Origin of the sequence: Lysinibacillus fusiformis (genome assembly GCF_002845985.1) — a bacterium.
Lineage (GTDB): Bacteria > Bacillota > Bacilli > Bacillales_A > Planococcaceae > Lysinibacillus > Lysinibacillus fusiformis_D.
Genome location: NZ_PDFK01000001.1, coordinates 1,218,406 through 1,240,484, shown reverse-complemented (window position 1 = coordinate 1,240,484; position 22,079 = coordinate 1,218,406). Strand labels below are relative to the sequence as shown.

Sequence of the window (22,079 nt, the reverse complement as noted above, 5' to 3'; positions counted from 1 at the left end):
AGTTTTAAAGCATATCATTTTGTGATAATGTGAAAGATAGAAGAGACCAACTCTAATATGTTGTCTTATGGTAGAAGGAGAATAGAAATATGAGCGAACAAATTTTATCGGTTAGAGATGCAATTATTCAACGTCGTTCCATTAAAAAGTTTAATGGTCAGCCTGTAGATCGTGAGGATTTGATGGCTATTATCGATGATGCTGTCTGGGCACCAAATCACGGTAACCGTGAGCCTTGGCGTTTAGTAGTAGCCTGTGGAAAGGAATTAGCAGACCTACACCAGCTATTACGCGACCTGACAATTCCAAAATGGCAGGAGCTTTCAAGTGAAGATTTAGCGAAGCAAATGATGAAATTTACATTACCAGGTGGCTATGCTTTTGTAATCGTACCAGAGGATGCTCGTCAAAAAGAACGTTTAGAAGATTATGCAGCTGCAAGTACGTTTATTCAAAATATACAACTGCTTGCGTGGGATAGAGGCATTGGTTCTTGCTGGAAAACGCCAGGCTTCTTAGATAATCCGAAATTCCGTGAAGCTTTAAAGGTTCAGCCAGGTGAGCGTGTCATTGCCATGCTACAAATGGGTTATTTTGATGAAGTACCGAAAGGCAAGGAACGTAAACAATCAGCTGAAATAGTGACGATTTTTGGTGAATAACCGAAAAAAATCCCTTCACTTTAAAAGTGAGGGGATTTTTTAATGGGACGATATTTATTTTTGTAAATCAGAAACCTCGTATAAGTAATCACTTAACACACGTAAGCCTTTATCGAAGTTTTCTAAATGGAAGTGTTCGTTCGGTGCGTGGAAGTTTTCACTTGATAAGCCGAAGCCCATTAACACCACAGGTAAATCTAAAATTTCATCAAAGGCAGCTACAATAGGGATAGATCCTCCGCCACGTGTGTATGCAGTTGGTACATTATACACTTTTTCATAGGAACGTCCAGCTGCTTGGATAAATGGATGATCGAAAGGTGTTAAGAATGGACGCCCTTTATCAAATTCAGAAATATTGATTTCCACACCAGTAGGTTTATGTTTTTCAACATGGGCTTTTAATAGTGCTACAATTTCGTCAGGCTCTTGATTTGGAACAAGACGGCATGTGATTTTAGCACCAGCTTCCGCAGGTAGAACCGTTTTGATGCCTTCACCAGAGAAGCCACCAAATACACCGTTAACCTCTAGTGTTGGACGAGCCCAAGTGCGTTCTAAATAAGAAAAACCTTGTTCACCGAATAATTCTTTTACGCCAACTTCCTGTTTAACTGATTCCTCATCAAAGCCAAGTGCTAAATAAGCTTCACGTTCTTCTTCTGATAGTGGCAATACTTTATCGTAGAAGCCTTCAACTTGAATCGTTCCATGCTCATCACGGAAGGATGCTAAAATTTCAGCCAATGCATGGATAGCATTTTGGACGCCGCCACCGTAAAGACCAGAGTGTAGATCTCCTTTAGCTCCACGAACATCAATTTGAATGCCTGTTAAGCCACGTAATCCATAGCATACCGCAGGCTTACCAGGACCATAAAGGCCCGTATCAGAAATTAAAATTAAATCTGCTGCGAGTTTTTCCTTATGTTCTTCAACATAAGCAGGTAGATGCGGACTGCCGATTTCTTCTTCGCCTTCATAAATGAATTTGACATTGACTGGTAAAGTCCCTGTTGTTGCAAAGAGTGCCTCAATCATTTTTAAATGCATAAACACTTGTCCTTTATCATCACTCGCTCCACGGGCAAATAATTTATTGTCACGAATCGTAGGATTGAACGGCTCGCTATCCCATAAATTTAATGGATCAACAGGTTGTACATCATAATGACCATAAAATAAAATAGTTGGTTTCCCTTCAGCATGTAACCAATCCGCATAGACAACAGGGTGCCCAGCTGTTTGTGTAATAGAGATATTTTCAAGATTTAGTTTTTCAAACGCATTAGCTAGCCATTGTGCTGCCTGTTGAATATCTTCTTTATGCTCAGATAGAGAACTGATACTTGGAATTCGTAAAAATTCATTCAGTTCATTTAAATGTGCCTCACGATGTTCTGCAAAATAAGCATCTAATTGCTGTAAATTTGTCATCTAGCATCCCTCTTTCCAATATTTCGATAATAGAAATAGTATAACATAATGTGGTAGGGAAGTGCCGTCATATCAGAGCCACTGCTATTTTTATTTGGGAGGAGTTTACTAGTCATTTTCTAAAACTTTTCAATCAAGTTCGAATGATGATATAGAGTAAAGTAGATTGTTAAGAAAAATGTGACAAAGTCTATAAGAGAGAGCTTTGCCACACTTGGGAAACGGTAATATAAACCATTGGAACTATAAAAAGTTCGTCTTATTTTGTTTTCTTATCATTGGCACGCTCGATAAATAAGTCAGTTAGATCGTTCATTTGACCAATAACAGAAATGGGATCTGTAAACCAAAATTTGAAATTATCTATTTCGTACACTTCATTATTTTTAACAACATCTAAACTTTTCCATACAGGAGCCGTTGTAAAGTCGACTTTAGGCGTGTCGGCCGCTCTTGCAACGATAACACGGTCCCCTACAAAGTCTGAAATTTTTTCTGAAGAAATTTGTACCCATGGGGTTTTTATAGTAGTTTCTGCTTTTACAGCTGGCGCCATTTGTAAGCCTAATCCCGTATAAACAGGATACCCTGTATAACCATCGCCATAAATAGTGATGGTTCCTTTACCATCCAGTATATCCATAACAGTTATTGTTTCTTCAGGCTTAATAATACGAGCAATTTTTTGGCGAGCGGTTTGAACTTGTTGTTGATAGTTTTTTTGCCACTCCTGGGCAAGATTTTCTCGATTTAAAATAATACCAAATTCTTTAATGAGTTTAGGTATATTTTCTTCGTATTCAATATAGATGGTAGGTGCAATTTTAGAAAGCTGCTCATACATTTCTTTATTACCTGTAATAATTAAATCAGGTTCTAATGAAAGTACTTTTTCTATAGAGTCTCCGATCACCTCAATTTCTTTTTTATCTTTTTCAGGAATATAAGGGTTTTTTAGCTGTGCTTCATTCGAACCAACTGGTTTGACATCTAAAGCAAGTAAGTAACCTAAATAAAAATCAGTAACAATACGTTGCGGATTTTTTTTATACGTAATATCACCATTGATGGAGTGATAAACCATTGTTTCCTCTGATTCTTTGGTAGTGTCGTTGTTTGTACAAGCTGTTAATAATAAAGCAGCACATAAAACAAATGAAGCTACTATAGTATGGTTCCAATTGAATTTCATTGGTAAAAAGCCTCCTTCATATTGATAACAATTATCATTATATAAAGGTCCTTGATTGAATACATCGGAGGATTTTAGCTCAAAATTAGGATTATTCAACACTAGAGAAGTGGGTAAATATAATCTTTTATATTGGCCAGGCGTTAACCCAGTATGTTTTTTAAATAGGCGAGTAAAGTAAGAAGAATCTTCGTAACCAATTTGCTTCGAAACTTCTTGGATTGAATGATGTGTTTCAACTAAAAGCCGCTTTGCATGTTTGATACGAGTATGTAATAAATAATCAATTAGACCATAACCAGTTTGATATTTAAATTGTTTAGAAAGATAAGATACACTGTAATTCATTTTTTCTGCAATTGTATGACGCGATAAATTTTCATGAAAATGCTTATTTATATAATCTAATGTTTGAGAGGTTAACTGTTCCTCATGCAATCTATTTGAATCTAGTGTATACATTTCATAGATTAATTCTGCTAAGTATAATTTTGTCTTATATTTACTAGCATCAGTGTGCATTTCCCATTGTGTGTTTATGTTATCCATTAATGTTAACCAATGCTTCGGTGCATCATAAAAAATGAGAGGCTCTAAGGGCTCAGATATTGTGTTATCAAAAGAAACATTACAATAGATCCATAGACATTCTGAAGATGGTTCCTGCGTGACATGTATGTTTATAGGGTCACGAACAATCAAAAAGATGTTTTTATGGTGTAAAAGGGGAGTATGATGCAATTCCCATTCGCCGGACCCTTGAGCAATAAAACCGAAAATACAGTTACAAGTAATGACAGGCATTAACTGTGGATTTTTAGATATATGTATAATGGTTAATTTTGCCGAGTCCCAATCTGCTAAAGTAAGGTTTTTCAATTGATGGTTCACTTCTTTCAATAGGTTATATTACGATAATACAATTAATGATAATGATTCTCAAATAGATGCTTGTATCGTAGAAGTGAAAATTTTCTTAAAAACATACGAAAAAAAGTAAACTGCATTCAAATGATTAGATTGACTCTAATCATTTGAAGTGCAGTTATGCAAGATGTTTCTATTTAATTAGACATATAGCGTTGTATAATTTTCTCATTTTTTTCAGCGAAGCGGTCATTGTGAGAGGATACACCAGCCATATCGACTCCGGTAGGATCTAAATATAGCTTCGCACTATTAACGGCTAGAATGGCATCATTAAACGCACCAGCTATCAGGCGAACCTTACTAGGGTGAGTAATAAAATCACCAGCACCAAATATGCCTGGAATACTTGTGTGCATTTTAGGCGAAACAGATATACCATATTCTTCACATTCAAAGCCCCATTCCATAATAGGACCGTAGAAGGATCGTTCAAAGCCGTGATTAACAATTATTTCATCGACTTCAAATTGTGTGCTCTCACCAGATGTAACATGTTGGACAGTAACCCGTTCTATTTTGGTGTTGTTGCCGTGCAAACTAGTCACAACATAGGGGACTAGTGATGTGGCAACTTGCTTCATTTGCGAAACAGATGATTCAAACGCTTTGAAATCTTCTCGACGATGAACAACAATGACTTCCTTAGCAATTGGTGCAATGGCAATCGCCCATTCCACAGCAGAGTCACCACCACCTGAAATTAAAACACGTTTATTGGCAAACTTAGATTTATCCGTAACTGTATAGTGTAAATTAGTTAATTCGTAACGATCTGCTCCTTCTATATTTAACTTTTGAATTTTGGTAATACCACGACCTGCTGCTAAAATGACCGTTCTGCTAAAATGACGTTCTCCTGTTTTAGCAATTAACTCAAAAATTTTATCTTCCCGCTGTTCCATGCCAACAATTTCTTGCCCATAAACGATGGTTGGATCAAATGTTTTCGCTTGAGTAATAAGTGCATTTATTATTTCTTCACAGCGAACAGGCTCAACACCACCTACATCCCAAATTAGCTTTTCTGGATACGTTCTCATAAAACCACCGAGCTCATGCTTAATCTCAATAATTTTTGTTCTCATTTCGCGCATCCCACTATAAAATGCGGAATACATGCCAGCTGGTCCACCACCAATAATTGTTACGTCATAAATGTCTTGTTCATTTATTGACATTAGGGCACCAACTTTTCAACAATATAGTCGATTAGTAGTTCTGTGCCAATAGGACCTAGTCCAACTGCATAATCCTTTGTATCTAATGGGAACACGCGACCATTCTGTACAGCCTCCATGGATTGCCATAGCGGACTATCTTCTAAACTCTTCATCGATTCATCACTGCTATAATTTTCTAACACTCTCTTTTCAACGAAAATATAGTCTGGTTTAATTTCTGGTAAGATTTCAAGAGATAACGGTGTAAACCAATCTTCTGAATCTGCTAATTGTTCTGGAATTTTTAATCCTAGCTGACGATAGATTAAACCACTACCTGGTCCCTCTGCTTTAGCGCTCATGAAGCGATACTGTTTTGGTTCAACCCTTAATACCATGACTGTTTTATCGCCAATGGCTTGCTGTAGTTTTTCTTTAGCTTCTGTCACTTTGTTATTGTAAGCAGTCAGGGTTGCTTCAGCTTCTTTTTCTTTCTCAAAAACTTTACCTAATGCAGGAAGTGCTTCTTCTATAGAACCATTGGCATCCACGGCAAGGGTAGGGGCTATTTTACTTAGCTCTTCATATTTTTTAGCATCGATCACATTCCCTTGCACGACAATTAAATCAGGAGCCAATGAAAGTATTTGCTCTAAATTTTCTTCATATTGAGGGGTATTAATCATTTCTACATTATTTTCTTTAAAAAGCTTTGGACGATAGTCAGGCTCTATTTCATCTACCACTAAAACTTTTTGGGGCACAATGTCAATAGATAGTAAAAACTCTGCATAATTAGAGTTAAACACTAACATATTTTTAGGATTTGTCGGGATCGTAACATCGCCGAAAAGTCCTTTAACGGTTTTGGTAGTAGCCGCTGTTTCTTCTGATGACTGTGTGTTTTGATTGTCTTCCGTTGGCTCACTATTACATGCAGCCAAAGCGAAAACCATCATTAGCAATGGTAAGAAAGCATAATATTTTTTAAACATTTCTCTAATCTCCTTTTTTGATAATGATTATCATTTTCAAATGTTAGCAAATTAGAGAAAGAGAAACCATAGAGGATTGTGTTTATTCAATTGGACTTTAGTGTTGTTCTTTAAAAAATTGATAGAGATTTTGTAGAATAATAGGTTTTCCAAAAATACCACAGTTGTTTAGTCCAAGTGACGTATCAACGAAAAGAATACGATTGTTTTTAACAGCATCTAACATGTTCCATTGATCACTATTTAGTAAGTTTTTCATATTTTCCTCAGAGCTGAAATAATCCATTATTCGTTTTTCTAGCAATAAAAAAATAGGGTTGGCCTGTAATAAATCTTCTAGTGACAAGTCATTAAAGCTATATTCTTTCCCTTGTAAATTTGGAGGCATAGAAAGATCGAGTTCGTTATAGAGTAGCCGAGCAATCTCGCATGATCTTTCACCGATATATCGATAACCAAAATGCTCAACCCTTAAATATACTAGCGTAGGTTTTCTTCGTAGAACATTTGCTAAGTCCTGTTTATACTTTTTAACGTTAGTAAGAGATTCGTTAATTAATGAAGCTGCTTGCTCCTCACAGTGAAATAGTGTCCCGAAATAGTTGATTAAGCTCGTCATTTCATTTGGTAATCCACTAATAACAGGAGCAATTTCACGTAATTCATTTTTAATTTGATCATCTAGTATATTGCCAATAATTAATGTAGGCTGTTGGCGTTGAATTTGGTCAATATCAATGATGTAATGCCCCATATCCATAGTATGAATTTGATGGGAGTTAAATAATGCCCGTTGATAACTGGGCACTAGGGAAGCAGTAGTCACTACACTATGAGGGATAATGTTTAGTGCCAGTGCAATCTCAGCATACAGGGGAGATAAAAAACATATCCGCTGCTGAGCAATTGATTTTATATAATTTTTTGGAGAGACGCCAACTATTGCTTTAAATCGTCTACTAAAGTAATGGGCATCTTCAAAGCCGACATTTTTAGCAATGTCCTGTGAGCGTGCTGAAGTAGTGAGTAAAGCCTCCTGTGCACGATAAATGCGATAAGTTGCTAGATATTCTGATAAAGATAAGCCATATTGCTCCTTAAATTTTCGAGAAAAGTGCCATGGGCTAATACCGATACTATTAGCTAATTGTTCTCTTGTAATCAATTCATTGTAATGGTTATGTATATATTCAATTGATAGTTGTAATTTATTTTCGACCGTGAGTTTTTCGTTATTTTGCGGCTGATATACATGTTTTAGTAAGGTGTATAAAATATATTGATTCATAATGATGGAAGTGTTTGAAGTATGATCTATAGGCTCCATTAAATCACGGCTAATCGTAGCCAATACTACCTCAGGAATTTTGGTCATTTGGGATTCATTTTCAAGAATAGGTTGCCGTTCACTAAGGGTATGAGTAGTGAGGTCATATATGTCAAAATAAATGATCCATCCTGCTAATGCATAATTGCTATTGTCCAGTATCTCGACAACAGAATTTTTCTCAACGGCTAATAAATTGCCTAGGTGTACATGTTGTACCCGACCATTTATACTCCATGAAGCTTGCCCATCTGTAATTAAAATGAGTGCATTATTTGTCATAACATGGACAGTCCCACCTTTTATCCATCCATTCGTAATACGGTGTGTAGCTTGCCATTGCGCAAACCAAGATTGATGTGATTGATACATAGGAACACCTCTTCAATGTAAAGTATAGCTATGTATTAGAATAACAAATATTGTGCGAGTAGGATTATAAGAGTGCGATATCTTATAGTAAATAAAAAAAGATCTGATTTCTAGAAAACATTGAAATCAGATCTTACTAAAATTAATGAGCAGTATAACCGCCATCAACAAGAAGCGTTGTACCATTGACAAAGCTTGCGTCGTCACTTGCTAAGAAGAGAACAGCTTTTGCAATTTCTTCTGGTTTACCAAGGCGACCTTGTGGATGAAGGGACGCTAAATATTCTTTCTTTTGCGCATCGACTTCAGCTAGTAGAGGAGTGTCGATATAGCCAGGACATACTGCATTTACGCGAATGCCTTGTTTAGCGTAAGCTGTACATAGATTTTGCGTTAATAATTTTACGCCACCCTTTGCAGAGGAGTAGGCTGTAGGGTTTGGCAAGGCAACAAAGCTATGAATAGAGCCAGCGTTGACAATGACACCACCCGTTCCCTGTGTAAGAAACTGTTCGATGGCATATTTATCAGAAAGAAATACACCTGATAAATTAATATCAATCGTTCTTTTCCATTTTTCGAAAGAAAGCTCATGTGCTGGTGCATCGTCAGCTACGCCTGCATTGGCATACATAATATCAAGTTTACCGTAGTTAGTGACGGTTTCCTTAATCATGTTTTGAATATCTTCTTCGCTAGTTACATCTGTTTTTACGAAGAGTGTATCAAAACCATTGTTATTTAATTCGTCAGAAACAATTTGTCCACGATCTGAAAAATCGGCGATAACTACTTTAGCGCCTTCTTGTACAAAGAGACGAACTGTGGCTTCACCGATACCACTGGCCCCACCTGTAACGATTGCTACTTTATCTTTTAGTTTCATTTCAATGACCACCTTTATTGTTATTTTGCTGTTGCTCCGCCATCAATGACGAATTCTGCACCTGTTGAGAACGAAGATTCATCAGATGCTAAAAATAATACGGTTTGCGCTACTTCTTTAACAGAGCCTAAACGTCCTAATGGGAATAAATTTTTCCCTAACTCATCTTTAGTGCTTCCAGTTGTTGCTGATGCATAGTCTGCCATACCTGTATCGATATAGCCTGGATGGATCGAATTGACGCGTATCCCATATGGAGCATATTCCATTGCAGCATCTTTTGTCATAATGCGAACGGCACCTTTACTTGCTCCGTATAATACGTGTCCAGCAGCGCCTGTTAAGCCAGCGATGGAAGAGGCATTAATAACTGAGCCCTTATTATGTTTAGCCATAAGTGGCATAATATATTTCATACCTAGGAAGACACCAGTCACATTGATGGACATTAAGCGATTCCAATCAGAAAGCTCGATTTCTGCAAGTGGTTTAATGATATAGATACCTGCATTATTGAAAAGAATATCTACTTTGTTAAATGTTTTGATTGTTTCATCTGCGACCTTTTTCCAGTCTTCCTCATTGCTAACATCATGATGTACAAATAATGCTTCACCGCCAATTGCTTGGATATCGCGGATAGTGTCGTTACCAGATTGTTCATTTATATCAGTAATAACTACTTTTGCTCCTTCTTTAGCAAATAATAGTGCCGTTTCTTTCCCGATTCCTGTACCTCCACCTGTAATAATGGCTACTTTATTTTCCAGTCTCATTTCAAGCACGCACCTTTCATTATTTCTGGTTATATGGTTACCTTGGGATTCAAAAGTATTCGCATTGTTTAGCGATACTTTCATCTTACTCTTTTCAATTTGAAATACTATCCTATAAGATGCTGTATAATATAGTAAGTGAATATCCTCCATTTATAGGGTATTGTTAGTGTGAAGGAGAAGAATTTCCTATGACGCATCCATTTCAGTCAATTGAAGAAGTAACATTACAAGAGTTTGTGTTATTTATTAAAATTCATCATCAACAAATTGAAGAAAATGTCAATATTTACCTCAATTTAGCACCTTCTATAGCCGAAGAAGATCGAAAAAGGGCAGCGATGCTACTGGATTCATTTTTGCGTTTGATGACATATACGAACATTGATGAACTAAATGATGGTGATAAGTCTTTTTTTAATACGTGGCTTCAGGCACAGTTATCTATAATTGATGGGAAGAGCTTTAATTTATTCCAATTAATTTTTGAGAAATCATTGATTACCTTTATGATTCAACAAAAGAGTAGCCGAACGAATGCCATCTTAATGTATGTATTATCGTTATTTACGTTTCTCGTACAGCTTTACGATGACTGTGAGGGAGATGACAAAAGAAGTAACGGATCTACTGAAAATCAAGAGTTGCGGTATTTACAGTTATTAGATAAGCTAGATAAATTGCTGATCAGTTCCTCAGGCTATCAGGATTTAGCCTATATTTTAAAAAAATGTGAAGAGTATTTTAGTTATAAAAGATGCGTATTTTATGCATATGTTCCATGGTCCAACCAATTTTACGGGGTTATTGGGGCGGAACTTCCTAAAGTGCAAAGTATGAAAGGGCAGTTGAATGGGGAAAACGCTATACTTAGTTCAAGAAAACCTATTTATTTGAAAAATCCTAAAAATTACGTAAAAGAGGAGCATATTCAATTATTTAATTTATCCTCCATCATCTTTATTCCTATTATGAGGCGAGACCAATTATTTGGATGGCTAACATTTGATCAGCTAGGCCAGGAATTTGATTGTACAAAGGAAGAATTATCACTTCTTGAAGAAGTAGGGAAGCGTCTAGGTTTATTTTTATCACGTAAGGGCGAGAAGGTAGAAAAAAACACAGAGCTTCATTTAACAGAACGGGAGTCGATGATTCTTGGCTTGCTTGCTGAAGGATATGATAATAAAAAAATTGGTGGTTTATTATTTTTAAGTGAGCATACGGTCAGGGATTATGTTAGCAGTCTCATGACAAAGCTTAAAGCAAAGAACCGTACACAGGTCGTTGCCTCCGCCTTTCGTCTAGGGCTGTTAAGCTAGCATAAATGCACTTCTGCTAGGAGTGCATTTTTTGTGTCTTTATAAACCGAAAAATGCGTCTTTAATTTTCTGATAATAAACGCTATTTAATATATAATGTTAAAAATAGGGAAGTATTGTTATAAAGTGATTTTTAGTAGGAGAAGTAATATAGTAGTAAAACAATTTTTACGAATATTACAAGCAAAAGCGATTAAGCTTACACGATTGTAATGAAATTGAAAGCCAATGCGATAGAGTGTAATACATTATTTTGCGAGAATGTGTATAGAAGCAAGAACAAGAAGCGGAGGCATACACAATGAATGAAAAATTAGAAGGCGTATACGAGGAATACAATCGTTATATATATCACTTATGTTTGAAACTAACTCGCAATAATGTAGAGGCTGAAGATTTAATGCAAGAAGTATGGGTAAAGGTTGTACGCTATGAAGACAGCGTTGCCGAGGTAGAGCATATTAAAGCTTGGCTGACAACTATTACAATGAATACATTTAGAGATCGCTATCGTAAAAAAGTACGTCGAAGCAAATATATGATGAACCAACCTGAAACATTAGACGTACCGATTTTAGATTTGGTTCCCAATAATGAAATTTCGACGGAAGAAAAAATTGAAAAGGATATTGTAACAAAACTCGTACAGGATAAAATGGAGCAATTAGATGCTATTTATAGAAAGACTTTATGGTATTTCTACATAGACCAATATTCGCTTGCAGAAATCTCTACAATTATGAAGGTTTCTATTGGTACTGTGAAATCTCGTTTATTCCGTGCAAAGGCTCGATTAAAAGAAATGCTCATGTCTGATACAGCAATTGTGGAATCTGTGCTACCAGCATAATAAAAACAGATTGGTCGCACACCACAAGTACTTAGGCGGAAGTATTCGGTCGATTAATCTAAAAAAAAAGATGCACTCGCAAATAGTTGCGATGCATCTTTTTAGTTTGTGCTCTTTATTCTGACCGATTAGATTCAACATCTAATAGACATTTTGAAAAAATCGTTCGTAATGTTTGCAGTTCTTCAGCTGTGAGCATACCAAACATATTGTTAATAATTTCACTCACTTGTTGACGCGATTCTTTTAAGATGTTCTCACCCTCTGTAGTAATAACTAGTTGTGAGGCTCGTCGATCTGTGGCATGCTGTGTTTTTTCAATAAAGCCAGCATTAATCAGCTTTGTTGTTAAAACGGTAACACCACCAGTTGTTACTTTTAACCGCTCAGCAATAGCAGAAGGGCGTTTTGGGCCCTCCTGCGATAAGTAGTCTAAAATTAAAATATGGGATTTTGAAAAGCCGAGCACATTATGATTATTCCACTCGTTTGCCCACTTACGCTCAATAGATGAAACGACTTCAAACAACGAGGTAATGGCTTTTTGTTTTTCTTGATCCATAGAGGTCATCTCCAAAACTGTTTTAACTTTCTTGTGCCAATCTTGTCATCGCATTTAATTCGTAAGCACGTACTTTACGTGGGATAAAACGACGGATGTCCATCTCATTGTAACCAACTTGAATACGTTTTTCATCTATTAAAATAGGGCTACGCAACATTCTTGGGTGTGCTTGAATAATAGCGTATAGCTCTTGGATAGAAAGTTGGTCGATGTCGATATTTAAGTTTTTAAAGTCATTTGAGTTTGTTGCAATGATTTCATCTGTACCATCTTCAGTCATGCTTAGAATTTCTTTGAATTCTGCAAGTGTAAGAGGGTGAGATGTGATACGTTTTTCTTTATATTCAATATTGTGATCTTTTAACCATTTAAGTGCTTTTCTGGATGAAGAACAGCTCGCTTGTGAGTAAATTGTAACTGTCATTCTTCATTCCTCGCTTTCTGTATTAGATTATATTTTATAAATAGCTTATCAGTAAGTTATATAGTTTATATATATATCTTACTAGTAAGCTATATATAAATCAATAGTTAATTGAAAGAATTTCTCAATCAAATTAATATTTTTTCAATTCTATTTAATTATACGAAGAGAAGAGTAAAAAGTTTCGTTCTTTCTGCTTACAATGATGTAAGTTTCAGCTGATATTACAGATTTTGAAGAGAGGCCAGCGTGGCAACTCAGTGAACCGTTATTACAAGAAGTGACTATTATGTAACTTCTAAAAAAACTGTAGGTAATTGATGACGAATTAATAGGGACTACTAGATGAATGAGCTGATCTCGTAGGAGAGCATTAGTTGGAAGTAGGAGTAAAATAGTTAGTCCACTGATTATAGTATGTTTAAATGTGGTCAATTATACATAGAAGTTTGAAAAAAATAAAAAAAGCAGTCCCATAACATGTGGGAACTGCTCTTAAAATGAGCTGGTCTTAGCTTTGTTGTCCAGAAGTGAACCAATCTTGAACGTTCCAGACTTTTGTTGCGAGGCCATCATAGAAATCTGGTTCGTGGCTTACCAGTACAATAGTGCCTTTAAATTCTTTCATGGCACGTTTTAATTCATTTTTCGCATCGACATCTAAGTGGTTTGTCGGTTCGTCAAAAAGAAGCCAGTTCGCTTCTTCCATCATTAATTTACATAAACGAACTTTTGCTTGCTCTCCACCAGATAAAGAATTCAATGGACGTGTAATATGGTCGGTTTTTAGACCCGCTCTTGCTAATGCTGCACGTACTTGAGCCTGCTCCATCGAAGGGAAGGCATTCCAAACATCATCAATTGGTGTTATTTTTTCTGCTTTTACTTCTTGTTCAAAGTAAGACGGATACAGGTAATCACCTCGAATGACTTTCCCATCAAGAGGGTTAATTTTACCTAGCATTGTTTTTAATAATGTGGACTTACCCACACCATTCATGCCAACTAGAGCGATCTTTTCTCCTCGTTCAATAGCAAAAGATAGTGGGGGTAGTAATGGCTTGTCTTTATCGTACCCAATGACCAAGTTCTCTGCCTCTACTACATAGCGGCTGGAAGAACGTGCTTCTTTAAATCCGAATTCAGGTTTTACCGCTGTTTCTGGGCGGTCAATTCGCTCTAAACGATCAAGCTGCTTGGCGCGAGATTTTGCACGACCAGTAGTGGAGTAACGTGCTTTATTTTTAGCGATAAAGTCCTCTTGTTTCTTAATGAATTCCTGTTGCTTCTCATAAGCATCAATATGTTGACGTTTATTGATTTCAGCAAGCTCTAGGAATTTTTCGTATGTTGCTGTATAACGAGTTAATTTTGAAAACTCAAGTTGGAAGATGACATCCACCGTTTCATTCATAAATTCTGTATCATGTGAAATTAAGAGGAAGGCGTATGGATAGTTCTTTAAATAGCTTTTCAGCCAAGTAATATGTTCCTCATCGAGATAGTTCGTCGGCTCATCTAGTAAAAGTACTTTTGGTTTTTCTAGTAACAGCTTAGCTAGTAGGACCTTTGTGCGTTGTCCACCAGAAAGTGCGGCTACATCACGTTCTAAGCCAATAGCATCAAGGCCTAGTCCACGTGCAACCTCTTCAATTTTCATATCTAATGAATAGAAATCTCCTGCATCAAGTGCGTCTTGAACCTCTGCCATTTGTTCTAACAGTACTTCTAATTCCTCAGGTGTAGCTTCTGCCATCTTACCTGTAATTTCATTAAGTTCTTCTTCTTTTTTATATAATGGTAAAAAGGCATCACGCAAAACATCACGCATTGTTCTACCAGCAGTCAGTACTGTATGTTGGTCGAGATAACCATAGTGTGTACCAGGAAGCCACTCTACTTTTCCTGTATCGTGAATCGTTTGTCCTGTAATAATGCCCATTAATGTCGATTTACCTACACCATTAGCTCCTACAAGACCAATATGGTCACCTTCTACTAATCGAAATGATACATCTTTAAAGAGTGTACGATCACCGAAAGAATGACCTAAATTTTCAACTGTTAATATTGCCATATATGTTCCTCCAACTGTCCATCTTGTTTACATTTTAAAGTGCTGCGAGCTGCTTGTTTAGTTCTGCTAACTTAGCTTCCATATTCGCAAGGCGTTCCTCGGCTTTTGTTACCTGATCGTTGTGCCCAGTAGACTCCAATTTTTCTATATCACCTTGTAAATTCATATAGTCCATTTTTAACTCTTTAATTTGGTATTCAATATCGCTTTTTGTTGGCATGATGATTACTCCTTTTTGAGAATATTTTATCGTGAATGCGTGTAAAAGCGATGGAGGTTTTTCTAATCCCCCACCGCTTAGTCATTAAAATCAATCGGGTACTGGTTGAATTTACTTATATTCCAACGTCCATAAGAGGAGTTGAAGTGAAAAATTCTTATATATTGTATCATAATCATCTTCGAAGTAGCACTAAGTAGAAGCGATATTGTGTCGATCATAAGCAAAATCTAAGAGTAATGCTTGGAGTGTTTCATTGTTACTAGCAAGATTGAGTTGTCGTTGTTTTCTTACAGCTCGTTCACTGCGAGCTTCGTGTAATAGAAATTCCATGACAGCATTTTGGATTTGAGACTGCTTCATTTTACGACCAAGTCCAAGATGAATAAAACCATTATGCTCTCGAGGAAAAGCATGAAGAAGCTCAGCTTCAGTTTGTGCAAGTGTAATGCATGGCACACCATAAGAGGCAATTTTATAAGGCGTATAATTAGCATTACAAATAATGACATCAGCTTTTGGTAATAGTTTGAGAAGTGCGTTTTTATCACGAAGAATGGCCGTATTGCGACGACTAAGTACCATCATTTGCAAATCATCCGTTGCATGGCGATAGCTATCATCAATCATTACTGTAATTTGTAGTGGAATTTGTAGCTGTGTTAAGTGTCGAAGTGTTCGGTAGGTTAAGTTATGCTCGTCCCCATCCTCAAAAGCAACGACGATATGAGGAGGATTTTCAGGTGTTTTACTATCAGGAATATCATCAAATTGTTGGTAGGCCTCTGGTAGTGCAAAAACAAAGCTTCCACCAATATAATGCGATGGTAAATAATCTTTCACTTCTTGATAGAGTGCTAGTAATACACAGTCACAGGCTTGACCACCTTCACCAAAATCATCAAAATGAATCATTGTTTTGCAGAAAGGTCGTAAATCCTGTACTTGCCAGCCTTCAGAATTACGGCCATCTCTAACGATTAAATCAGGTTGAAGTCCTTTGATTTGCTTAGGTAATTCGTTAAAGTGGTCAAATAAAATTGGAGAAAGACCTTCATTCATTAAAATTTGGATGCCATCATTTGAAGGAGTCTTGACAAATATAAAAACTTTCTCATTCGTAAGTAACTTAGCCAATGTTGAAACCCGTTCAAAAGGATACAGCCCTTTATCAATACAGCTTTCAATAATGAAAACAATCGTTTTTTTTGGTTCAATTGCTTGTGTTTCTTTTTGCAAATGTATCCCACCCTTTCCTCTGTCTCTTTAAATTATGGCGAAGAAAGTGCAAGTATGTGTAAAATTTAGGATTTGATAATCGATGACTTTGAGGAAATCTTGTAATTAGCTATCTTGAGGGGGATTATAAATAACTTTTTAATGATCAAAAAAATGGTCGATATATATAGTGAAATCAAGAATAGAAAAGATACATACAACATGACATTATGTAGAAGGGGGGGAAGAAGGATGAGCATGCGTGCAGCGATTGTTATAGGAGCGACAGGTTTAACGGGCTCCTCTCTAGTTGAGCAATTATGTGAAAATGATGAATATGTTTCAGTAACCATAATTGCACGGAGAAAACCAATCTTTACGCATCCAAAGTTAGAAGTGAAGATTCGCGATTTTGATAGAATAGAGGAAAAGGATATTGAATTTGCCCATGAATTGTATTGTTGTTTAGGTACAACCATAAAAAAAGCAGGCTCTCGTGAGGTGTTCGAAAAAGTTGATTTTGAATATCCATTAGCGATTGCTTCTTTAGCCAAAAAGCGTGGGATCCCTCATTTTCTTGTCATCACTGCAATGGGTGCTAATGAGAATTCTCCGTTTTACTATAATCGAGTGAAGGGAAAACTCGAGCATGATTTAGTAGAGTTAGGGTTACAACGGCTCTCTATTATTCGACCTTCACTATTAGTAGGAGATCGAGATGAATTCCGTCTAGGAGAGAAGGCAGGAGAAAAGCTATTAAAATTTGCACAACCTTTATTAATTGGACCTTTCAAACGTTCTAGAGCAATTGAAGCCTCACAAGTGGCCAAAGCGATGATTATCATTGCTCTATACGGTAAAAAGCAGCCTGTTACTATTTATCCATCCAATGAACTGGCAACATTACAATACCCTGAAATACCAGAAGAGGATGCTTCAAGAGAGACGCTATTTCATTGGGATAAGCTTGAAGAAGGTGAGAAAGTAAATCGTGATGTTATCATTAATCGAGATAAATTTAAGATGGAGGAAACGGTTATTGATAAGGAGGTACACTTCCAACATCGTGAACAGGGCAAAAAATAATGTGGGTTTGGTTTGTAAATGTTCCGTCTAAAGACTGAATTTATCCCGATCGCTACGACAAACCTTTGCGAGCTACTTTTCATTTGTTACAATATTATTGTAGAAGATGAATGTGGAGGCAAAATAAAGATGAAAATTTTACTCGTTGATGGCACAATGTTTGGTCGTAAAACAGGTGCTATTTTAGAACAAGTGGAACAATATATTAAAGAATTAGATGCTAGTTTCGAATTAGAAATGATGCATTTTAATCAATATAAGCATCAAATTGTGGATGGTTCACCATTAAATGATGATATGAAGAAAATGATTCAACAATTTGAGGAGGCAGACGCTTACATCATTGCAACGCCTATTTTTCAAGCGTCCATCCCAGGTGTTTTGAAAAATGCTTTTGACTACTTACATCCTAAAACGATGCGCTATAAGCCCGTATCTATCGTCGCAAACGGTGGCACATACCAACATCACCTTGTAGTCGAAAATCAATTAAAACCTATTTTAGATTACTTCCGTGCCCTTGTTACGCCTAACTATGTATACACACATACATCACATTTTGATGCAGATAATAACATTGTTGATGAAGATGTTCATAGTCGTTTACGTGAATTAGCACGTGTATTTGTTCAATATTGCGAAATGAGCAAGAACTTGCCGAAGGAAACAATTGATCAACATTAAGATAGCCCTTGTACGGTGGTAAGAAATCACTGTGCAGGGGATTTTTCTTTGTAAGTATTCTTTTAGGATGTGCTAAAATAAAACTTTAGTGACTCGGGAGGGAGGGCTGCTCATGCAGGACATAGCTTTACTAGAAAAACAACGCTGTAGTCTTATTTTGACCAATAAGGCGAAGGAAGCGGTAGAGGAATGCTCAGCAAACGAGCATGCCTTTTTTACGTTACAAAGATCTTTTACTGTTTACATTGAAAAACGCAAAGCAAAAAAAGTTGGTGAAACCTTTTTATCCATCTATTTTAATGCGGAGGACAATGAAAAATTAAGCGATTTACTTGCGGAAAAAACAGTCATTATGGATTGTGTGCTGAAGCTAGAAGGTTTGTTGGCGACTAATATTCGTTTTGTGCATATGCGTGGTCCTATCAATACAAATCGCCGCCTAGCAGCCGCATTACAATTTGTCACAAAGCCTAACAATGGAGCAGGCATTCCACTGGAGCTTCATACAAAAATAAGGCAGTTACCGATAGCGGAAGAACGCACAGAATATGTAAAAAAACGTATAGCTAGCTGGGAAGGCTATTTAAAAATTCAAGAACGTGATGCAACGATTGACGATATTCATACAGAATTTAAGCAAAGCTACTTCAACGAAGACTTTACACGCTTAACGATTGTTTGTCCCTACATAAAGAGTAAAGAGTGGAAAAAGTTAGAGGGTTTAAGTGTAAGTATTCAAGGGGTTCGTGGTGAAATTGGGCAAGTTTTAAAGGCGAATGCAGGAAAACAAACGATTGAAATTGATTTAAAGCCTTTTATACAGGAAATGGCTCGTAAGGATCAGCTGAATCTTCGTTCGAAGCAAGCAAGCTTTAGTAATTTTGCGACCTTAAGTCAAATTCGAAGATTACGAAATGGCTTCACAAAGCTAGAGAAGGGTGAGGCAGTTAACCCTAATTTAGAAACTATCCTGTTTGAACGGCGCCCAACAGTCCGAGCGTCCAAGCTACGAGAAGATATTACGTTTCAAAATAATTTAAATGAATATCAAAGACGAGCAGTATTAGGTGCATTATCTGTTGAGGATTTGTATGTCATACAAGGTCCTCCAGGAACGGGAAAAACGACTGTCATCTCAGAGATTTGTCAGCAAAATGTCAAGGCGGGCTTAAAAACACTAGTAGCATCACAATCAAATTTAGCCGTCGACAATGCATTAGGACGTTTGCTAGCCAATCAAGAAATTCGAATTTTACGCTATGGAAGAACGGAAAGTATCGAGGAAGAAGGCAAAAAATTCATAGAGGAAAATGTCGCTCTCCAATGGCGTGAACAAACACTGGCTGCAATCGAAGAGACAATAGCAATATTTCCAGAACGCGAGCTAGAGCTAAAAGCCAATCTTGCAAAAGCAGAAGATGAACTAGAAAAATTGGAGCAGTGGCTAGAACAATTAACTCAGGAAATTGCCGCAAAAGAGCAAGCAGCAATTGAAGAACCCATTCTACAGCAGGAGATTCAAGCATTAAAAAAAGAATTGAAGGCTGCTAAAACAGAGCAACAAACATGTGAAGCACAAAAAGAGCATTATGAGAAACAGCTCGCACAAATCGAACCAATTGTACAGCAGCTTGAACAGACACTTGCTGATTATCCCTCGGTCGAGCAACTACAGTGTACGATTCAGGAAACTACAGAAAAAGTGGAACAATTAGAAGCGGCTGCTCAGTATAAAGAACTACAAGAACAAAAGCAGCAGTTAACTCAGCAATTTCAAGAAATACAACAGAAATATGAAATCGAAAGTAAGCGTCTAGTCATTATGAAGGAAGCTCAAAAGTATATCTACACCTTAACTTCGTTTGAGCTTATCGAGCGATTTTTACAGCACTATCAAATTCGCCCTTCCCATGTACTTTCTCAGCAAATGAGTCGCTTGCAGCATTTGGAAGATGCGAAAGATTTAGAGGCATGGTCAACGATCAATGCTCGCCTCCAAAAGGCGATTGCCAAGTTAGAGGCTTTAGTTATTCATGAAGTGAAGGAACGAGCCCTTGCTAAAAGTAGATTACAACCCGTACAATCATTTTCTCTGCAAAACCTCACAGGAGTATTCGCAGAGCTGAACACGGCTTTTCAGGATGGTCAATTACCAGCAACTGATGTTCTAGAGAGTTATCTGCTTGGGCTATATATGCGTCGTGATTTCGTTTGGCAAAAGGGAGTAGCACTAAAGCAACAACAAGAGCATAAAGATCGGGAATTTGAATCTTTCCGTAAAAATCTAGTGACTTTGATTCATCAGGAATGTGCAATCACTAGCTTTGATGTGCAAAGTTTACAGCGTCAACTCCAACCATTTTTACAGCATACAGAGCGTTTACAACAATTAGCAAACGCCTTCCAGATTACTGAGGAGCCAGAAGAATCTGTAGAATATTTAAAGATTCTTACCTCACAAGCTCGGGAGTCTCTTCAACAAGCAAAGCAACAGCTTGAGGCAGTGGAACAGGCGAAAGTACAACTAGTTCCGAAGCAAGCCTCTTTACAGACTGTCACAACTAGCTTACAGGAAGTGGAGCAGCAGCTAACACAAATGGAAGAGCGTATAAAGGACATTAATATTGCTGGATTAAAGAAAGAAAAGCAACTAGCAGTTTATACACAGCTTTTACAATCTACGCCAGAACGTACTGCTGAAGAGGTGCTGGAAGCTATTCAAACTTCTAAACAGGCCATTGAAGCATTACAGCGGCAGCAAAAGCAGCTACCTCTTCGCCAAAAACTACAAGAACAATGGCGTGAAAAACTACAAAACGCAACAGAGTATGATTTAGATGAAATTCGAAAATTATATGTACGTCATGCGAACGTTATCGGAACAACATGTGTAGCTTCCGCTAGTAAAGAGTTTATGGAGAATTACCCAACTTTTGATGTGGTCATTATTGATGAAGTTTCAAAGGCAACGCCACCAGAATTATTGTTACCAATGCTTAAGGGGAAAAAAGTTATTTTAGTAGGTGACCATCATCAGCTTCCACCATTACTTGGGGATGATACGCTGGAGGAAACATTGAAGGCAATGCTAGAAGAAAATCCAAACTTTGAAGGTGCACAGGAATTAAAAAATCTGTTGCGTGAATCATTATTTGAGCGTTTATTTAATAATTTGCCTCCAACACATAAACAAATGCTAGCATTACAATACCGTATGCATGAGAAAATCATGCAAAGTATCACACCATTTTATGCGAAAGAAGAAAATGGATTACAATGTGGGTTGCCAGATTCAGATGCAGCAAGAGATCATGGCTTAGAGGGTCAATTTGTAAAACGTAATGATCATTTACTATGGATTGATATGCCAACGGAGAAGCCTTTTTTAGAGGAGCAGGTAAAAGGTGGAACGAGTCGTTATAACGAAGGGGAATTACAAACGATTCGCCGTATCTTAGTAGATCTTAATGAGGCAGTGAAGGCGGCAAAAGAAGCAGGTCGTATGCCGCACGATGCTCTGAAAAGCGTAGGTGTCATTAGTTTCTACGGTGAGCAGGTAAAGAAAATCAATCGTCTGCTGCAACAGGAATTACAGCTACCACACTTGCAGTTTAGAACAGGTACTGTCGATAAGTTTCAGGGGATGGAAATGGATGTCATTTTAGTGAGTATGGTTCGTAATACACCTAAAGGCGGGGATATTGGTTTTGCCAGAGATTATCGTCGTTTAAATGTTGCGCTATCTCGTGCCCGAGAGTTACTTCTACTTGTAGGAAGTGCCGAGATGTTTGCGAAGCGTGCAAAGCATCAAGATACAAGAGAAATGTATACCAATTTATTAAACACAGTAAAATCCTACGATGGCTTGCGTAATCATGAAGGATTGGTGATGTAGA

18 protein-coding genes are annotated in these 22,079 nt (G+C 37.1%); 6 read left to right on the top strand and 12 right to left on the bottom strand.

The features are described 5' to 3' along the window. The first annotated feature begins 89 nt into the window (after nucleotides 1-89). Complete coding sequence (locus CRI88_RS06025; RefSeq protein WP_036117546.1) at nucleotides 90-662, top strand: nitroreductase family protein; 573 nt, start codon at nucleotides 90-92, stop codon at nucleotides 660-662. A 54-nt stretch (nucleotides 663-716) separates the two neighbouring features. Here the strand turns inward: CRI88_RS06025 and CRI88_RS06020 are convergent, their stop codons facing one another. The 7 genes from CRI88_RS06020 to CRI88_RS05990 form a co-directional block, all read right to left on the bottom strand. After that, nucleotides 717-2,099 (bottom strand): dipeptidase, encoded by a 1,383-nt coding sequence (locus CRI88_RS06020; RefSeq protein WP_036117543.1) that lies wholly within the window; start codon nucleotides 2,097-2,099, stop codon nucleotides 717-719. A 259-nt stretch (nucleotides 2,100-2,358) separates the two neighbouring features. Continuing rightward, nucleotides 2,359-3,840 (bottom strand): AraC family transcriptional regulator, encoded by a 1,482-nt coding sequence (locus CRI88_RS06015; RefSeq protein ID WP_170832561.1) that lies wholly within the window; start codon nucleotides 3,838-3,840, stop codon nucleotides 2,359-2,361. 515 nt (nucleotides 3,841-4,355) lie between these two features. After that, nucleotides 4,356-5,399, bottom strand: a complete 1,044-nt coding sequence (locus CRI88_RS06010; protein ID WP_170829840.1) for an NAD(P)/FAD-dependent oxidoreductase — start codon at nucleotides 5,397-5,399, stop codon at nucleotides 4,356-4,358. After that, entirely contained in the window at nucleotides 5,399-6,376 is a 978-nt protein-coding gene (locus tag CRI88_RS06005; RefSeq protein ID WP_058843598.1) for an ABC transporter substrate-binding protein, read from the bottom strand. Before CRI88_RS06005 ends, CRI88_RS06010 begins: the two co-directional genes overlap by 1 nt. Nucleotides 6,377-6,473: 97 nt before the next feature. Then, nucleotides 6,474-8,075, bottom strand: a complete 1,602-nt coding sequence (locus CRI88_RS06000) for a helix-turn-helix domain-containing protein (protein ID WP_058843599.1) — start codon at nucleotides 8,073-8,075, stop codon at nucleotides 6,474-6,476. Between the two features lie 142 nt (nucleotides 8,076-8,217). Beyond that, nucleotides 8,218-8,961, bottom strand: coding sequence for an SDR family NAD(P)-dependent oxidoreductase (locus CRI88_RS05995; RefSeq protein ID WP_036117533.1), 744 nt, complete (start codon nucleotides 8,959-8,961; stop codon nucleotides 8,218-8,220). 20 nt (nucleotides 8,962-8,981) lie between these two features. After that, a complete protein-coding gene (locus CRI88_RS05990) occupies nucleotides 8,982-9,737 on the bottom strand; it encodes an SDR family NAD(P)-dependent oxidoreductase (RefSeq protein WP_058843600.1) in 756 nt (251 codons plus the stop codon). Between the two features lie 191 nt (nucleotides 9,738-9,928). Here CRI88_RS05990 and CRI88_RS05985 point away from each other — a divergent pair, with 191 nt between their 5' ends. Together CRI88_RS05985 and CRI88_RS05980 are read left to right on the top strand one after the other, a co-directional pair. Next, nucleotides 9,929-11,059, top strand: a complete 1,131-nt coding sequence (locus CRI88_RS05985; RefSeq protein WP_058843601.1) for a LuxR C-terminal-related transcriptional regulator — start codon at nucleotides 9,929-9,931, stop codon at nucleotides 11,057-11,059. 301 nt (nucleotides 11,060-11,360) lie between these two features. After that, nucleotides 11,361-11,909, top strand: coding sequence for an RNA polymerase sigma factor (locus CRI88_RS05980; RefSeq protein ID WP_036117528.1), 549 nt, complete (start codon nucleotides 11,361-11,363; stop codon nucleotides 11,907-11,909). A gap of 115 nt (nucleotides 11,910-12,024) precedes the next feature. On the opposite strand, the gene CRI88_RS05975 is transcribed toward CRI88_RS05980, so the two are convergent. The 5 genes from CRI88_RS05975 to CRI88_RS05955 form a co-directional block, all read right to left on the bottom strand. Next, nucleotides 12,025-12,471 (bottom strand): MarR family winged helix-turn-helix transcriptional regulator, encoded by a 447-nt coding sequence (locus CRI88_RS05975; protein ID WP_036117526.1) that lies wholly within the window; start codon nucleotides 12,469-12,471, stop codon nucleotides 12,025-12,027. Nucleotides 12,472-12,493: 22 nt separating this feature from the next. Continuing rightward, nucleotides 12,494-12,898 (bottom strand): transcriptional regulator Spx, encoded by a 405-nt coding sequence (gene spx, locus CRI88_RS05970; protein ID WP_036117523.1) that lies wholly within the window; start codon nucleotides 12,896-12,898, stop codon nucleotides 12,494-12,496. Between the two features lie 511 nt (nucleotides 12,899-13,409). Further along, nucleotides 13,410-14,975 carry an ABC-F family ATP-binding cassette domain-containing protein gene (locus CRI88_RS05965; RefSeq protein WP_036117522.1) on the bottom strand — a complete coding sequence of 522 codons (1,566 nt, stop codon included), beginning with the start codon at nucleotides 14,973-14,975 and terminating at the stop codon, nucleotides 13,410-13,412. A 34-nt stretch (nucleotides 14,976-15,009) separates the two neighbouring features. After that, nucleotides 15,010-15,195 (bottom strand): SE1832 family protein, encoded by a 186-nt coding sequence (locus CRI88_RS05960; protein ID WP_036117520.1) that lies wholly within the window; start codon nucleotides 15,193-15,195, stop codon nucleotides 15,010-15,012. 192 nt (nucleotides 15,196-15,387) lie between these two features. Next, entirely contained in the window at nucleotides 15,388-16,434 is a 1,047-nt protein-coding gene (locus tag CRI88_RS05955) for a PseG/SpsG family protein (protein WP_036117518.1), read from the bottom strand. 231 nt (nucleotides 16,435-16,665) lie between these two features. Between CRI88_RS05955 and CRI88_RS05950 the strand changes: the two genes are divergently transcribed. The 3 genes from CRI88_RS05950 (at nucleotide 16,666) to CRI88_RS05940 (ending at nucleotide 22,078) form a co-directional block, all read left to right on the top strand. After that, nucleotides 16,666-17,499, top strand: a complete 834-nt coding sequence (locus CRI88_RS05950; protein ID WP_101966480.1) for an oxidoreductase — start codon at nucleotides 16,666-16,668, stop codon at nucleotides 17,497-17,499. 129 nt (nucleotides 17,500-17,628) lie between these two features. Then, nucleotides 17,629-18,183 (top strand): NADPH-dependent FMN reductase, encoded by a 555-nt coding sequence (locus tag CRI88_RS05945; protein WP_036117514.1) that lies wholly within the window; start codon nucleotides 17,629-17,631, stop codon nucleotides 18,181-18,183. A 112-nt stretch (nucleotides 18,184-18,295) separates the two neighbouring features. Then, nucleotides 18,296-22,078, top strand: coding sequence for a DEAD/DEAH box helicase (locus tag CRI88_RS05940; protein ID WP_101966479.1), 3,783 nt, complete (start codon nucleotides 18,296-18,298; stop codon nucleotides 22,076-22,078). The last annotated feature ends 1 nt before the right edge of the window (nucleotide 22,079 follow it).

Coding starts and splice junctions, on each gene's coding strand:
- CRI88_RS06025 (WP_036117546.1), top strand. CDS start 90: ATGAGCGAACAAATTTTATCGGTTAGAGATGCAATTATTCAACGTCGT.
- CRI88_RS06020 (WP_036117543.1), bottom strand. CDS start 2,099: ATGACAAATTTACAGCAATTAGATGCTTATTTTGCAGAACATCGTGAG.
- CRI88_RS06015 (WP_170832561.1), bottom strand. CDS start 3,840: ATGGATAACATAAACACACAATGGGAAATGCACACTGATGCTAGTAAA.
- CRI88_RS06010 (WP_170829840.1), bottom strand. CDS start 5,399: ATGTCAATAAATGAACAAGACATTTATGACGTAACAATTATTGGTGGT.
- CRI88_RS06005 (WP_058843598.1), bottom strand. CDS start 6,376: ATGTTTAAAAAATATTATGCTTTCTTACCATTGCTAATGATGGTTTTC.
- CRI88_RS06000 (WP_058843599.1), bottom strand. CDS start 8,075: ATGTATCAATCACATCAATCTTGGTTTGCGCAATGGCAAGCTACACAC.
- CRI88_RS05995 (WP_036117533.1), bottom strand. CDS start 8,961: ATGAAACTAAAAGATAAAGTAGCAATCGTTACAGGTGGGGCCAGTGGT.
- CRI88_RS05990 (WP_058843600.1), bottom strand. CDS start 9,737: ATGAGACTGGAAAATAAAGTAGCCATTATTACAGGTGGAGGTACAGGA.
- CRI88_RS05985 (WP_058843601.1), top strand. CDS start 9,929: ATGACGCATCCATTTCAGTCAATTGAAGAAGTAACATTACAAGAGTTT.
- CRI88_RS05980 (WP_036117528.1), top strand. CDS start 11,361: ATGAATGAAAAATTAGAAGGCGTATACGAGGAATACAATCGTTATATA.
- CRI88_RS05975 (WP_036117526.1), bottom strand. CDS start 12,471: ATGGATCAAGAAAAACAAAAAGCCATTACCTCGTTGTTTGAAGTCGTT.
- spx (WP_036117523.1), bottom strand. CDS start 12,898: ATGACAGTTACAATTTACTCACAAGCGAGCTGTTCTTCATCCAGAAAA.
- CRI88_RS05965 (WP_036117522.1), bottom strand. CDS start 14,975: ATGGCAATATTAACAGTTGAAAATTTAGGTCATTCTTTCGGTGATCGT.
- CRI88_RS05960 (WP_036117520.1), bottom strand. CDS start 15,195: ATGCCAACAAAAAGCGATATTGAATACCAAATTAAAGAGTTAAAAATG.
- CRI88_RS05950 (WP_101966480.1), top strand. CDS start 16,666: ATGAGCATGCGTGCAGCGATTGTTATAGGAGCGACAGGTTTAACGGGC.
- CRI88_RS05945 (WP_036117514.1), top strand. CDS start 17,629: ATGAAAATTTTACTCGTTGATGGCACAATGTTTGGTCGTAAAACAGGT.
- CRI88_RS05940 (WP_101966479.1), top strand. CDS start 18,296: ATGCAGGACATAGCTTTACTAGAAAAACAACGCTGTAGTCTTATTTTG.